The sequence below is a fragment of the Sporosarcina sp. FSL K6-3457 genome (genome assembly GCF_038007285.1).
Classification (GTDB): Bacteria; Bacillota; Bacilli; order Bacillales_A; family Planococcaceae; genus Sporosarcina.
Genome location: NZ_JBBOWX010000001.1, coordinates 1211060 through 1224863, shown reverse-complemented (window position 1 = coordinate 1224863; position 13804 = coordinate 1211060). Strand labels below are relative to the sequence as shown.

Below are 13804 nucleotides of genomic sequence, written 5' to 3'. Positions count from 1 at the left end.
GAATGAAGCGCTATTGGAAAGTCATTTCAATTTGTTTGATTACGATACTAGTAATTGGAACTTTTTATATACAATCAAGTTTAGCGACAAGCAATCACGGAAAAATTGAATTTGAAAAAGTAAGCGGCGATGAGGATGAGTTGCAAAATATCATGCTAATCGGTAACTTTTTACCGGACGATTCCAACTTGTATCAACGTTTACAAATTACAAACGAAGAAACGATTGATTCAACAAATCTATCATTTTTCCAAAGATTATCTAAAGCAGGCACCCCTGATCTTCTTGAAGATTTGGTAGAAAAACATAAGCATTTTATGCGTAGTAAAGAGTTAATACCGAATTATTTTTTTGAAGATGAACAGATAGTTGCCTATGTCAATATTAAAAATTCCAATAAGCAACAAATGAAGGAGCTAACTTTTGACATTGAAGTGCTCACTAAACAATCGGAAGAAGTTACAGCATTCCAAGTAGATGTACCGCAAAAAGAAAATAATTATTCCATGAATGTTGTAGATATCCAAGTCATAAACAATGATTTAAAAATCATTACACGCGGAGGAAATCGAGAGGAATTACGCGTCTATACAATTGATAGGAATACGCAAAAACTAGTTAGTGATGAGATGATTACTGCTGTTCCAGTGGTAGAAAACAGCTGGTCTGATTTAAGCATTATTGATGACACCTTCTATTCGATTGGAAAACAAAAATATCTCCTCATCAAAATTGAAGTTTTCGACAGGAATAGCCCATATCGAGACGACGGTAAACGACATGCGGTCGTGGATGAACTCATCTTATACGATACCGAAAATAATCAAGCTAAAAAAATCGATAAACCTAGTGAAATGGTTGAATCTATGGATAGTTCTTCCGCTATCTACGATTCTACAATTTTTATTCCTTCACAGACGGCAAATAGTGTAGAAGTCCACCAGTATGATATTGAAAACGATAAATGGGGAGAAATATTGTCATTTGATTTATCAGATACTAAGGATAATGAGCGTGGGTTTCATACTCAAATAGTGAATGGAAAACTATATACCATTCGTGATACAGATCATGGGCATACCATTGTTATAAGCGATTTACAAACAGGCAAATCACTCTACCAAGGTAAGCTAAAAGTAACAAATCAAGGAGAAGTTCAAAAAAATTATCGCCTTTACATTTATGGAATAGAGGATGTTCAATAAAAAGTTAGTTTGGTCAACTACCTTTTCATAAAAAAGAGATGAGAATGCCAGCATGATCGCTACATTCTCATCTCTTTTATTTATTATAGAGCTAAGTCAAACACCGATAGTTCCGGAGGATTCCAAAAACGCACAGCTATCTGCGTCGTGCCGATTCCACTATTGACATATAAATAGGTGTCCGTTGCTAACTCGTACATTCCTTTTGTATATATTTTCGCAAAAGGGGGCGTCACTAATGGACCGAATAGCGGGATGACGACTTGTCCGCCATGACTATGCCCCGCCAATGCCAAATCGAAACGACCAGCCTCTATTCTATCTACCAGATCTGGCTCATGTAGCAATAGCAACTTAGCGCCCTGGCTGTTAATGCCTGCAAATGATTGTTCAATATCCGGATGTCCAAGCATCGCATCATCCAACCCGATCATCGTTATCATTTGCCCACTATCTAGTTCAATCGTGCTATGTTGATTTCTAAGTAGCTTAAATCCTGATTTTATCATAATATCCTCATAAAACCTGGCCCCGCCACCTCCGTAATCATGGTTTCCCCACACCGCATAGTTACCATATGTACTCCTAAGTTCACCCAATATACCACTGATTTCCGACCTTTCCCCAAACTGAGAAGGGATATCTATCAAATCACCTGTAAAAGCGATGATATCAGGTTCAAGGGCATTTATTCTATCAACCAACTTCTCTAGCTGCTGCAATGAATAATCAGGGCCTAAATGCGTATCTGAAAACTGAACAACTCTGATGGATTCCCGACTTTTCGATGCCAACTCTACATCGAATTCCCTCGTGACCAAACGTTTCGGCTCTATTTTAAAAGCATATACAATGATTCCTGCTATAACTATGCTAAGGATGAACAAACATTTAATAATTCTCGAAACAACTCTTTTCACAACGACACTACCTTTCTTATGTATAAGACGAACTACCACTTATACATGTTCCGTGTGACAACTACGTTACGAGGTGATATCTAGATAATCGTTGAGATAAACTGTTGCGAATGTTTATTACCGCATAGCGAGTAAATACTACCGTTCATGACCCGTTTACTACCGCTTAGCACACGAATACTACCGTTCATGATCATTTTACTACCGCATAAGCCGAATCATCCCATAAAAATAGCAGGCAGAGAAAAAAATCGTTTTCCCTGCCTACTTTATTACGATTGTATAGGACAGCTAGGTTCAATCCTTTATTTCCCCTCCGGATACTTCTTACTATCAAAGCCACGCTCCGTCACATAATCCTCCAGCGTCCAAATCCCAATACCTGCTTTTTTCGCTTTCTCTTGTGCTTTCTCAAATGCATCGAGATGACGCGTATTTGGTGGATAGACGTAACCTACACGTGCCAATCCTTCCTCCAATAACTTCTCTTGAATACTCACACCATCAATATAAATATACGCGAGTAATCGACCATATTTATCGACTTGTTCACCAATATCAAATTCAATTTCGAGCTTGCCACTATTCATCAGCTGCGTATTCCGATCTTTCGCTTGCTGACCAAAAGGCTGCTTGCCGAGTTGGGCATGGTTCGTTTCAGGCGTATCAATTAGTAAATAGCGGACATTTTGTTCCTTGCCCTCATACTTAATTTTAATCGTATCACCATCAATCGTTTTCACCAACTCCACTGGAATTAGCTCTCCGCGGCCTGGTATTGTATCTTCTTTCTGAATGACTTCTTCACCACTAGGTGCGCTAGCTTCTACTTGAACATTTTCTTGAGCATTCGGTACATTCTCTTCTTCTGCAAATAATTCTGGGAAATAGATCGCCCCAATTGCAATGACAATGAGTAGCCCCACTGATTTTAGTATGTTACTCATATTATTTTTCTTAGCTTTTTTCGCCATTTTTACTCATCCTTTTTAAATTAAATACTATATGATTACATAACCGATTATCGCGAGTAGTAACCCGCCCACATAGGTCAATAAAAAATAGCAGACAGCGTGCTTCTGTTTACCATATCTCCACAGCTCAATTAGCTCTTTATTCAACGTAGAAAATGTTGTGAGTGCACCCGCAAAACCTGATGCTAGCAATAATGTCCAACCTCTGGATAATTCCAACCCAAAGACGAGGCCAATCAACAACGCACCTAGTAGATTGACAGCTAATGTCCCAAGGGGAATACCCGTAGAATGATTCATCTTTTTCGCCATCTCATAACGAATAACTGCACCTAAAAACCCGCCGATGCCCACCATAACTATATCAAGAAAAGTCATGTCCGCACCTTCCTATCACCGAGATAAAATCCAAATACCCCAGCCGCAAGTCCTCCGATTATACTAAGGGCAACGTACACTATAACCATCACAAGCTGACCATTTTCTATCAGCAACACAGTTTCCATACTCAATGCCGAAAACGTTGTAAATGAACCTAAAAAACCCGTCGTCACTGCATCATACAACTGTCGATTGACACTAATTTTATGCAATGCTCCAGCGACAATCAAGCACAGCATAAACGTCCCTACCAGATTAACCATCAATGTCGCCATCGGAAATCCTAATTCGCTGTGGATAAACCGCCCCAATACTACCCGCGTAATTGCCCCCGCCATTCCTGCCAAACCAATCCACAGGATGTTCTTCACATCGTCACCATTTCAAGTAACCTAAGAGAGAGCACCGTTTCCAAATCGAGACGCTTTTCCATTTCACCGAATTGAATATGGATTTCATTGCCATCGCGCACTATAATTTCACCTTGCCCAAACACGCGGTGCTTCACTATTGCCCCAACGACAAGTTCATCACTATCGTCAACGCCATTGGGATTCACTGGAATCGATGCCTTCGACACTTTTACAGACGCTTGTTCGTTCCCCGCTTTACTCGGCTTCAACAGGAGCCCCCGCACTTCATTCAAAAATCGAGAATCTTCCTTCGACTTCCCTTCATCCTGACCATACGACAGCAACTCAAGCCGCTCCTTCGCACGTGTCATACCCACATAAAAGAGTCGACGCGCTTCTTCCAGCGTTGCCATGTTCCCCTCGTCTTCCTCTGATGGAATAATGCCTTTTACTAAATCTATCATGAAAACGCGTCGGAATTCGAGTCCTTTCGCACTATGAAACGTCGATAACGTGACCGCATTTTCCGCCGGCCGAAACTTCGCCTGTTGAACAGCTTGTTCAAGCTCTTTCAATTGATTCGCAAATTCGACCATCGTCCGTAGCTGCGATGCAATTCCCTCGAGTGTATCGAGAATGCCCAACAGATGATCAAAACGGTAGCCAAACTTTTCAGCCCTACTTTTCAACGCCGCCTCATAGCCTAAATCATTACGAATGAGCTTTATGACACGCTCCGGGCGCATGTCAGGAATGACTGCATAGCCCTTCTTATAGTCCTTCAGCTTCTTCACTTGGCTGTCTTTCAAATCAACCGTTTGAATAAAAGCATCAAAGACATTCCCAGTTGTAGCCGTATTTTCAAACTTCGTCAACATACTTCGTGAAATAAATAAATTCATTTTCATCACAATTTTTGTGAAAATATCTTTACGTTCCGTATTAAAACTCAGTCGCATAAAATTCAAGATATCTTCTACAATCCAGTGGGAGAAAAATTTATCATCCGCATCCTTCATATAAAACGGAATACCCCGCCGATGAAATTCATTAACATACATCGTCGATGAGGAATTATTACGAAATAGAATCGCCACCTCATTCAAATTGCCTTCTCCTAGCAATTCATACGTCACATATTCAAGCTGCCGCTTCGGATCATCCAGCTGTCGAATGTAAATGGGCTCCTTCTCCCCATTTTCCGTATGCATGTCCTTCGGATAACGCTTCTCGTTTCGTTTGATGAACTTCGAAGTCAGCTCAACAATTTCTTTCGATGAACGATAATTGCGCTCCATCATCAACACTTGCGCCTCCGGGTAGACCTTCTTAAACTCCAACAAATAATCCGGTTCCGCCCCACGCCATGTATAGATGGATTGATCATCATCCGCGACAACACAAAGATTGCCATGGCCTGCCACTAAATGTTCGACAATACGATGCTGAACAAGCGACGTATCCTGACTTTCATCCGTCAATAGATAGTCATAAAGATTACGATAGCGTTCAGCTAACTGCTCATCCTGTCGAAGCCCCTGTTCCGCGATCATCAGCATATCATCAAAATCGAGCAACAAATGCCCCCGTGTTTGCGACTTGTATTGCTCATACTTGCGCGCCATACGTCCTGCCTTGTCGACTGGACCTTTTAATGTCTCCCATTGTTCAAAGGGAATCATACTGTTTTTAATGGAGCTAATGAATGTCGAAAGAGACGCCAGCTCATCATCTGTACAATCCTCTTTTAGCACTTCTTTATAAATTCCTTTCAACAAAAATGACTTATTCACCGACTGCCGCCCTTTGCCACCGCCTTCAATCAAGTCAAAAGTCGTGCCACTAGTAGTCAAATAATCGCGGGTAATGGTGAACGCCAAACTGTGAATCGTAGAAAAATCAATCGGCTCTCGATCAGGAAAAAATCGACTAAAACGCTCCGTCATATCACGCGCAGACGCCCGGCTAAACGTAATAGCCTTAATGCGCTTTGGGTCCACATGCTTTTCTTCAATTAAATAACCAATGCGCATAATCATCGTCGTCGTTTTACCCGACCCCGGGCACGCCAACAGCAGCAGTTGCCCTTCCGTTTGCTGCACCGCCTGCTGTTGTACATCATTCAACTCTATATTCAATTGTTGTTTTTTCCGCTCAAAAAAATTAGCCATACTCTGTAACTCCTTTTACATACACTGCTCTTAATTTACCATACGAACGCGCATTTGTAGAGTCAGATACGTAGTTTATCACCGACTCTGGTTCCGTTATCACCGCCATGCGACCAGTTATCACCGTCTCAAAGCACTTTATCACCGCCATAGCAATTCTCCGCATAAAAAAACCTCCACATTGACGCTTGTAGAGGTTCCTGACTAATTTATATTCCATTCCTCACGCAACAACGAAAACATCAACGCATCATGGGATTGTCCATTTTGAAATAGATAACTGCGCAATTTGCACTCCTCCGAAAATCCTTGTTTTTTCAAAAGGCCGATAGATGCATCATTTGCTAGAAATGTTACAGCTCCCATTCGATGGAGATCCAATTCTTCAAATGCATAGTCCAGGACTGCATGCAAGGCTTCAGACGTTATGCCACTTCTCCAAAAATCAGGATGAATTTCAAAACCAATTTCAGCTTTTTTCATACCTAAAGACAAATTATTCAGTCCGATTGTACCCAAAAATCGGTTGTCCTCATTATTGATAATGGCCCAACGCAGCCCTCTTTTTGTTTCAAAGCTGTTCTTAAAATGTTGCACTATACTTTCAGCCTGCGCCAGCTCTCGGAATGGATCCATCCCATAATACTTCAGTACCTCTGGGTTCGAAAATATCTCAAATATCGCAGGTGCATGCTCTGCCTGCACTTCAGTCAAAAGAAGTCGCCGCGTCGTTAGCGTTGGAAATGTCATAAAGCTCTCCCCCTCACTTCATATTCCACTGCATCTGCCATCTCCAACGGATTACATTGCTCGACATATATATCCTCCGCGGGAAAATAGCGTTGCTCATAATGGCGTATAATATCCTCGCTGCCTCCAATATAACTATCCCTGTCCAAAGCGCGTGCCATTCTTGTCTCCTGATTTGTTTCAAGATAGATGACCTTATCGAAGTACCCCCTCAATTCAGGACGTTGCAGAAAAATCCCTTCAACAATCACCGTTGCGCCAACCGGTATATCAAATATCCGCATGCGATAACTATCTGTCGGTTTATCATATAACTCAATCGCGTCACGTACAGCTAAACCACTTTTCAACGGCTTTAACAGTTTTTCAATCAAATAATCATAGCGCCATTGCACATGATAATAGCAATACCACTCTTCAAACTGATCATTATACCGAACTTCGCGGGTATGAACAAAATCATCCAAATGAATCACAATTGCATTTTTCAACTGACCCAGTAAATTCAGTGCATATGTCGTTTTTCCAGAGCCACCAAGACCATCAATTCCAATAAGTAAAGGACGATTTCCTATCATTTTGGAATCCCGATTTCACGCAATGGATGGAACTTAAATGTCACAGCACCGACGACTGACTTCTCATCAATAACACCTAAGTCTCGACTATCCGTGCTATGCCTTCTATTATCACCTAGGACATATAAATAACCTTCTGGTACTTCAACTCTAAAATCCTGTGTTAATTTTTGTCCCTCGAACACTTTATCTTTATTCGCCTGAATATAGTCTTCCTCATATTCCTCTCCATTAATATACAGTCTGTCGTCTTTCATCACAACAACATCCCCTGGAAGTCCAATTACTCTTTTAATGAAATCCTCCTCCGAGTTAGGGGCATGGAACACAATCATGTCAAAACGATTGATTTTATGAATTTTTGAAATGACGATTTTATTGTCATTTTCAAACGTCGGCTCCATTGATTGCCCTGATACAATCACTGGGGTAAATAAAAATTGACGAATGACAAGGGCAATAACAAATGCAATCGCTAGAGATTGTATCCATGACAGTAGTTCACTTTTGTTTTTTTCCTTCAATGGAATTCCTCCGTTCACTCTATGTATGCTATTTTCCCACATAACATTATATTCTATGCTTTCCTATACGACTCCTGCTAAACTAAAAATGTTCCCAAGAAAAGCGCAAGCCCCAAGGCACTGGAACTAAGTATAAAAAAAAGAAAGTTGCCTCCAATTCACGAAGGCAACTCTTTGTTGAATGAAGTTATAATTTAAACTGACTAATAGCCGTATGCAAATTATCGCTGAGCCCTGTTAATGTATCAGCAGCTTGAGCCACTTCACGAATCGCACGTAATTGTTCATCTGTCGACGCACTAATCTCTTCACTTGCGGCCGCTGTTTCTTCAGCTGTCGCTGCCATTGTTTCGATTGTTTGCATAACCGTTTCTTTATGTGTAACAACACGATTCACTTCATCATAGACGCTACTAATCGATTGTTCGAGTTTATTCATCAGCCCGGAAATCTCACCAAATGTCTGTTGTGTATCCTGGACGGCCTTCTCCTGCTCTTGGAAATTTTCACCGGTTTCCCTCATTTGTGTGGATACTTGACGGGAACCATTTTGCAGTTCCTGAACAGTCAATTTCACTTCTTCCGTTGCCCGCGTAGATTGTTCGGCAAGCTTCCGCACTTCATCTGCAACGACTGCAAAACCTTTGCCGTGTTCACCGGCACGCGCAGCTTCAATACTTGCATTCAGCGCCAGCAAATTCGTCTGTGCGGAAATTTCAGTAATCGTCTCCATAACACTACCAATGGCCCCAACCTTTGTTTCCAATTCGCCAATGGCATCAGCCATTGTTTGTAAATTAGATTTCCAACCATCAAACGATGACTGCAATTCGCCCACTCGCGCATGTCCTTCTTTATTAACTTCCTCTGCTTCTGTCGCAATTCCAGTCATTATGCCCGCTTTTTCATGAATGCCCATAATTTGACTCCCTAACAGGTCAACCGTTTGCGTGACATCTTCCGCATCATGAGCAGATTTCGTAGCCCTGACGCAATATCATCAATGGCACCCGCCATCTGTTCACTCACCGCATTCGTCTCTTCCGCAGATGCACTCAATCCCTCTGCCGAAAGACGCACTTCATCAACAGACTGATTCACAACTTTCATGATATCCCTTACTTTGGAAGTCATAACATTAAAATTATCAGCGAGCTGTCCAAATTCATCTTTCGATTTTACATCAGCATGGGCATTCAAATCTCCCTCCGCAACATGATCCATCGCTGAGCGGATAATGCTTAGCGGACTAATAATTTTTGAAATGAAGAACCAAAGAATGACTATAATAAGCACTTCTGCTAAGACAAAAATGATGTTGATTAATTTGCTAGTCCCGCTCGTAGAGTCCACAATTGCATCCTCTTTGAATGAAACGCCCACCGTCCATCCTAGATGCGGGATTTCATTGAAAATGCCAATCATCTTGGATCCATTCTCTGTATACCGTTCAACTCCTGCCGACTTCTCCTGACTAAAGAGGGCTGTCAGATAGGATAAATCCGTCATTTCCTCAGATTCGGGAACTAACAGTGGATGGACAATCGCTCCACCATTACTATCAAATAAAAATGGATACCCTTCAAATCCAAAATCACTCTGAGACACACTCTCTGTAATATTTTCTAAACTAATGTCAACACCTATAACCCCTACAAGTGTATTATTACGGAGCATTGCTTTCGATGCAGTAATGACATAACCTCCAGATGCTGCATCAATATATGGATCTGACCAGACAACCTGATCGAGTTGTGCACTTGCCTCTGTATACCAAACTCTAGTCGTCGGATCGAATCCCGGTATTTCTAGATGTGGAACAAACTTCGTATATTTATTATCAAAGCCAAAATATATTAAATCCGTTGCTGGCAACTGTTCCATATAATCTGCAAACGCCATTTCTATTCTACGGTTCAATATCGCTTCATCTTCAGTCCCATACTGCGTTTCTATAAATTCCGTGACCGCTGGATTATTCGTTAAAAGATATAAAGCCTTTTCATATTGCAACATAAAGTTTTCAATACTTCTCCCCATCTCTTTTACTGCCACTTCACTTTGATTCAATAACATATTTTTTGTTTGCTTTTGTATTTGATTATTTACAACCAAATTTATGGATGTCAAAATAACAAAAAACAACAAAAACACGCTTAAAATAATTTTTGCTTTAATCGATTTCATAACACAAGCCCCCTTTTACAAAATTCGACATCATTCCCCTTCATTATAGTCTAAAATACTATCTGAAGGTAGCTAATTTTCTATCAAATAAAGTACCTCTAGTATATTCTCTTATTTTTCAGACAAAAAAAGGAAAACCAATATCATGGTTTCCCGTTTTTCATATTAAATCTTAAATTGATTAATCGCATTATGCAAATCATCGCTTAGTCCAGACAGTGTATCTGCCGCTACTGCTACCTCACGTATCGCGCGCAATTGTTCGTCTGTCGATGCACTAATTTCTTCACTAGCTGCCGCCGTTTCTTCAGCCGTCGCAGCCATCGTTTCAATCGTCTGCACAACCGTTTCTTTATGGGTCACAACACGATTCACTTCATCATAAACACTACTGATAGATAGTTCGAGCTTATTCATCAGGTTAGAGATATTGCTAAATGTCCGCTGTGTCCCTTGTACAACTTTTTCCTGCTCACTGAAAATTTCTCCTGTTTCCTTCATTTGCGTAGATACTTGGCGTGAACCTTCTTGCAGTTCCAGGACAGTCGCGGCCACTTCCTGTGTAGCACGCGCAGATTGTTCAGCGAGTTTCCGTACTTCATCCGCGACAACTGCAAAGCCTTTACCGTGTTCACCAGCACGTGCAGCTTCAATACTCGCATTCAGCGCGAGCAAATTAGTCTGTGTAGAAATTTCCGTAATCGTCTGCATGACCACGCCAATTGCGCCCACTTTTGTTTCCAATTCACCAACAACATCTGCCATTGAGCGCAAAGTTGTTTTTGAACCGGCAAAGGAAAATTGCAACTGATTCACTTGTGTACTTCCTTCTCTATTCACCTGTTCTGCTTCCGTTGCAATGCCCGTCATCACACCCACTTTCTCATGAATCCCCATAATTTGATTGCCCAAAAGATCCACAGTTTGCGTGACTTTCTCCGCATCATGCGCAGATTTCGTAGCACCTGACGCGATATCAATAATAGCACCCGTCATCTGTTCACTCACCGCATTCGTCTCTTCCGCAGATGCACTCAATCCCTCTGCCGATAGACGAACTTCATCGACAGACCCATTGACAACTGTCATGATATCTCTTACTTTAGATGCCATCGCATTAAAGTTATTAGCCAGCCGGCCAAACTCATCCTTCGATTTCACATCTGCATAGGCAGTCAAATCACCTTCCGCCACACTATCCATCGCCTTTTGGACAATATAGAGCGGTTTAATCATTCTTGTGATTAATGACCACAAAACGGCACCAACAATAATGATTGTTAGCAGGGAGATAGCCAATAGCGTGTTTTGTGCATCTTTTACTGAGTCCTTAATCGCGTTCACCTCATACACTGTACCGATTTTCCAATCAAAACCTTCTAACCTACGGAAAACGCTTACTTTTGACGTACCTTCTTCCTCAAACTCCGCCCATCCTTCTGTTATCCCATCCGCATACATCTCAGCAACATACGGTTGTTCAATACTGCTTTCCCCTTGGTTAGTTGGGTGAACAATAGCAACCCCCGCTGCATCATAAATAAATTGATAGCCATTATAACCTGGATCCGTTGCAGAAATACGGTTTGCAATTGAAGTCAACGACAAATCAACACCCACAGCCCCAGCAAATTCACCGTTTAGCACAACTGCTTTCGCGACCGTAATCACATACTCTCCCGTAAATGAATCAATATAAGGATCTGTCCAAATAATTTCCTCCGAATTAGCCTTCGCCATTTGATACCATTGACTTGAAGTTGGATCATAATCTCTCGGCAACCGCACATCCCCTACATGTTTCGTATACTTATTTTCAAAACCAATAAAAATGGCAGCTGTCTCTTTTAAGTTGGATTGATAGATGCCCAAAGCATCCTCTATCCCTTTGTCAAACATAGCCGTCTTATAGATATCCCCTTTTGTCTTAAAAAAATCAGTCGTTGCTCGATTATCAATTAACATTTTCAAGCCATATTCATATTGCATAAGGAAATTATGTATAGATTGCCCCATTTCCTCCACGGTACTTTCACTTGTACGTGAAATATTATCCGTCGCATTTTTCTCCATTTGAGCACTCACAAGGAAATAAATGAGAAAAACTGCTAATAAAAATACTAAAAAAACTCCAAATACCAATTTAATCCGAATGGACTTCACTCTATACTCCCCCTTTACGTATATACCACATGTCATCTATACCACAATTCTATTATAGTCTATTTATTCCTAATAAGGCGACTACTTTATAAATATCACAAAAATATATGAATAAAAAAAGCTGATCGATGTTAATCGATCAGCTCCAAATGCTTTGTACAATTAAATAAACGGCAAAGGTTCTCATCATCACCTAACTCCACAACCGTTAGCGATGTATTATCTACTTTTTCTCCAAGATCCTCATCAGGCACCAATGCGCCTATCAATCGTTTGATAAACCCTCCATGACTGACCACCAGCACGCGTTGGCCAGCATGCGCCGCTTTCATGTCTTCTATAAACGCCATCCCACGTGAGATAATTTCATCATCCAGTTCTATACCTAACTCTAGTTCTCTCCACGATTGCCCCCATTTGGCAAGCCGTTCTACTTCGGTCGTCCCTTCAATTTGGCCGCCACCAAATTCACGCAGACGATTATCTTCTAGTAGTGAAACACCAGGTTTTCCCACCGCAATGATTTCTGCTGTCTTTTTCGCGCGAACCAAAGGACTCGTATAGATGACATCCCATTGTTCCTCGGCAAATCTTTTCGCCACATGCTCTGCCATCGCAATGCCTTCCTCATCAAGAGGAATATCTGAACTCCCCTGCGCTCGTCCTTCTTTATTCCAAGCGGTGACCCCATGCCGTACAAATCCAATTGTCGTCATACGAAACACTTCCTAACGTTTTAATTTGTGAATGCCATCCATGGGCGTTTCTTATACAACATATCCAAGTGACCTTAACACATTATTCATAAATGATTCTGTATAGAGATAGACTTCTTCGCGCTCAGGTTCCTGAAATACATCATGGTAAAGGTGTTTCCATTCTTTATATTGAAATTCAGAAAGATTTTGGTGAATCAACCACTTCTTTGTTGGTGAAGAATCCGCTATTTTATCGTTCCCGGCTATATGAACCAATAATGGTGTATCATGAATCGTCCCCTCATACTGCGCCACATCTTTCATGAAGGCTTGTAATTCCCTATACCAGCCAGCCGTCGCAACCGAATTATAGTGTCGATCCTGTTGGGCTTCTACATATAAATCGTAATTGCGCGTCAATAGTTCAATACTAATATCATGGTTGACCTTCATAGACGAAGTCAATTTGGACAGCACTGCCGAAAACTTCGGTGGCTGGTGCTTGAGCGTTAACCATGGGGAGCTAAATATAAACCCAGCACATTCAATCTTTTTAGCTAAAATCATATGCATCACAATCGTTGCCCCGAGTCCATGCCCCATCACGAATAATGGCAAATTGTCGTTTAGGCCAACTGCCACTAATTTTTTTACATAGGATACATAGGCCTCAAATGATTCATCATGGATTTTTTTCCCCTCAGCCCCATGCCCCGGTAAATCACCCGCAACAACATGAAAACCCGCACTTCGAAGTTTTTGTATAAGCCATGCGTATCGACTATGATGTTCATACGCATTATGGACGATAGCTACGACAGCTTTCGGCTGCCCCTCCGCTTCCCATTTCCACATGGACATCATCACTCCTTATTTGTTCTCTAAAAACATGAAGTTTGT

General features: G+C 41.3%; 15 protein-coding genes. 1 reads left to right on the top strand and 14 read right to left on the bottom strand.

The features are described 5' to 3' along the window. The first annotated feature begins 2 nt into the window (after window positions 1-2). Entirely contained in the window at window positions 3-1205 is a 1203-nt protein-coding gene (locus N1I80_RS06005) for a hypothetical protein (RefSeq protein WP_340736992.1), read from the top strand. 83 nt (window positions 1206-1288) lie between these two features. On the opposite strand, the gene N1I80_RS06000 is transcribed toward N1I80_RS06005, so the two are convergent. The 14 genes from N1I80_RS06000 to N1I80_RS05935 form a co-directional block, all read right to left on the bottom strand. Beyond that, window positions 1289-2125 carry a metallophosphoesterase gene (locus tag N1I80_RS06000; protein WP_340736991.1) on the bottom strand — a complete coding sequence of 279 codons (837 nt, stop codon included), beginning with the start codon at window positions 2123-2125 and terminating at the stop codon, window positions 1289-1291. A 305-nt stretch (window positions 2126-2430) separates the two neighbouring features. Next, a complete protein-coding gene (locus tag N1I80_RS05995) occupies window positions 2431-3099 on the bottom strand; it encodes a thermonuclease family protein (protein WP_340736990.1) in 669 nt (222 codons plus the stop codon). Between the two features lie 27 nt (window positions 3100-3126). Further along, window positions 3127-3477, bottom strand: coding sequence for a fluoride efflux transporter CrcB (gene crcB / locus N1I80_RS05990; RefSeq protein ID WP_340736989.1), 351 nt, complete (start codon window positions 3475-3477; stop codon window positions 3127-3129). Continuing rightward, entirely contained in the window at window positions 3474-3851 is a 378-nt protein-coding gene (locus N1I80_RS05985; RefSeq protein ID WP_340736988.1) for a fluoride efflux transporter FluC, read from the bottom strand. The genes crcB and N1I80_RS05985 overlap by 4 nt, the downstream gene beginning before the upstream one ends. Further along, entirely contained in the window at window positions 3848-6004 is a 2157-nt protein-coding gene (locus tag N1I80_RS05980) for an ATP-dependent helicase (protein ID WP_340736987.1), read from the bottom strand. Before N1I80_RS05980 ends, N1I80_RS05985 begins: the two co-directional genes overlap by 4 nt. After that, window positions 5997-6170 (bottom strand): hypothetical protein, encoded by a 174-nt coding sequence (locus tag N1I80_RS05975; protein ID WP_340736986.1) that lies wholly within the window; start codon window positions 6168-6170, stop codon window positions 5997-5999. The genes N1I80_RS05980 and N1I80_RS05975 overlap by 8 nt, the downstream gene beginning before the upstream one ends. Before the next feature lie 38 nt (window positions 6171-6208). Beyond that, a complete protein-coding gene (locus N1I80_RS05970; RefSeq protein WP_340736985.1) occupies window positions 6209-6754 on the bottom strand; it encodes a GNAT family N-acetyltransferase in 546 nt (181 codons plus the stop codon). After that, window positions 6751-7332, bottom strand: a complete 582-nt coding sequence (locus N1I80_RS05965) for a uridine kinase (RefSeq protein ID WP_340736984.1) — start codon at window positions 7330-7332, stop codon at window positions 6751-6753. Before N1I80_RS05965 ends, N1I80_RS05970 begins: the two co-directional genes overlap by 4 nt. Beyond that, a complete protein-coding gene (gene lepB, locus N1I80_RS05960) occupies window positions 7329-7856 on the bottom strand; it encodes a signal peptidase I (protein WP_340736983.1) in 528 nt (175 codons plus the stop codon). Before lepB ends, N1I80_RS05965 begins: the two co-directional genes overlap by 4 nt. A gap of 187 nt (window positions 7857-8043) precedes the next feature. Beyond that, on the bottom strand, window positions 8044-8775 hold the full coding sequence (locus N1I80_RS05955) for a methyl-accepting chemotaxis protein (protein WP_340736982.1): 732 nt from the start codon (window positions 8773-8775) through the stop codon (window positions 8044-8046). A gap of 11 nt (window positions 8776-8786) precedes the next feature. Continuing rightward, complete coding sequence (locus N1I80_RS05950; protein ID WP_340736981.1) at window positions 8787-10043, bottom strand: methyl-accepting chemotaxis protein; 1257 nt, start codon at window positions 10041-10043, stop codon at window positions 8787-8789. Between the two features lie 165 nt (window positions 10044-10208). After that, entirely contained in the window at window positions 10209-12206 is a 1998-nt protein-coding gene (locus N1I80_RS05945; protein ID WP_340736980.1) for a methyl-accepting chemotaxis protein, read from the bottom strand. Window positions 12207-12337: 131 nt separating this feature from the next. Beyond that, window positions 12338-12922, bottom strand: a complete 585-nt coding sequence (locus tag N1I80_RS05940; protein ID WP_340736979.1) for a histidine phosphatase family protein — start codon at window positions 12920-12922, stop codon at window positions 12338-12340. A 51-nt stretch (window positions 12923-12973) separates the two neighbouring features. After that, entirely contained in the window at window positions 12974-13759 is a 786-nt protein-coding gene (locus N1I80_RS05935; RefSeq protein ID WP_340736978.1) for an alpha/beta hydrolase, read from the bottom strand. Window positions 13760-13804 lie beyond the last annotated feature (45 nt).

Excerpts from the sequence above, each read along its gene's own strand:
- N1I80_RS05950 (WP_340736981.1), bottom strand. The coding sequence starts at position 10,043 with ATGAAATCGATTAAAGCAAAAATTATTTTAAGCGTGTTTTTGTTGTTT.
- N1I80_RS05975 (WP_340736986.1), bottom strand. The coding sequence starts at position 6,170 with ATGCGGAGAATTGCTATGGCGGTGATAAAGTGCTTTGAGACGGTGATA.
- N1I80_RS05940 (WP_340736979.1), bottom strand. The coding sequence starts at position 12,922 with ATGACGACAATTGGATTTGTACGGCATGGGGTCACCGCTTGGAATAAA.
- N1I80_RS05970 (WP_340736985.1), bottom strand. The coding sequence starts at position 6,754 with ATGACATTTCCAACGCTAACGACGCGGCGACTTCTTTTGACTGAAGTG.
- N1I80_RS05995 (WP_340736990.1), bottom strand. The coding sequence starts at position 3,099 with ATGGCGAAAAAAGCTAAGAAAAATAATATGAGTAACATACTAAAATCA.
- crcB (WP_340736989.1), bottom strand. The coding sequence starts at position 3,477 with ATGACTTTTCTTGATATAGTTATGGTGGGCATCGGCGGGTTTTTAGGT.
- N1I80_RS06005 (WP_340736992.1), top strand. The coding sequence starts at position 3 with ATGAAGCGCTATTGGAAAGTCATTTCAATTTGTTTGATTACGATACTA.
- N1I80_RS05955 (WP_340736982.1), bottom strand. The coding sequence starts at position 8,775 with ATGGGCATTCATGAAAAAGCGGGCATAATGACTGGAATTGCGACAGAA.
- N1I80_RS05965 (WP_340736984.1), bottom strand. The coding sequence starts at position 7,332 with ATGATAGGAAATCGTCCTTTACTTATTGGAATTGATGGTCTTGGTGGC.
- N1I80_RS05935 (WP_340736978.1), bottom strand. The coding sequence starts at position 13,759 with ATGTGGAAATGGGAAGCGGAGGGGCAGCCGAAAGCTGTCGTAGCTATC.
- N1I80_RS05980 (WP_340736987.1), bottom strand. The coding sequence starts at position 6,004 with ATGGCTAATTTTTTTGAGCGGAAAAAACAACAATTGAATATAGAGTTG.